The organism is Brucella grignonensis (assembly GCF_002252505.1).
Taxonomy (GTDB): domain Bacteria; phylum Pseudomonadota; class Alphaproteobacteria; order Rhizobiales; family Rhizobiaceae; genus Brucella; species Brucella grignonensis.
The window spans coordinates 1-612 of record NZ_NNRL01000113.1 but is presented as its reverse complement, the minus strand read 5'-3'; the positions used below and the strand labels follow the sequence as shown (position 1 = coordinate 612).

Genomic DNA, 612 nt, shown 5'->3' with positions numbered 1-612 from the left:
CTCCGACAGCTCCCCACCGCCGCCCAGAAGCTCGACGCTGTTCGGCTAATGACGATCCATGGCTCCAAGGGTTTGGAATTCCGGGCAGTGCATTTTCCTGGAGCGAACAACACCACCATTCCACGCACACCCCACGGGTTCCAAGGGGTGGAGGCGCCCAATGGACTCGTTAGGGGCATGGCCGGCACCGGCAAGGAACTGCGCGTCAAGGCCCATATGGACGAGCAGGAATGCCTTTTCTATGTCGCCATGTCGCGCGCCATGGACAGACTTGTTCTTTATACCCCGACCAAGAAGAAGGGCGGCGCCAAATGGGGGCATTCCGAATTTCTCGATAGGATCGTTCCACCGATGCGGGGCCTTTGGCGGGACCCTGCCATCGAGTACATCGAGGCCGAAGATTCGCGGGTCGATATTGCCTTCGACGGCAATGTCACGTTCGCCGCCACCAGGTTGGCGACGCACACCAGTTGCCCGCGTCGCTTCTATTACTCTCACCTGCTCGGCATTGGCGGCAAGAGAACCGAGACGGCGTTCATGAGGATGCACGATGCCGTGCAGGCGGTCGTGGATTGGGTGGTCACGCAGGAACCCAACCATGTAACCCAGGAC

Annotated in this window: 1 protein-coding gene; it reads left to right on the top strand. The window is 60.1% G+C overall.

The genetic code is table 11. From position 1 onward, the window contains the following. The coding region (locus tag CEV33_RS23585; RefSeq protein ID WP_328588544.1) for a 3'-5' exonuclease at positions 1-612 on the top strand (612 nt) is incomplete at both ends.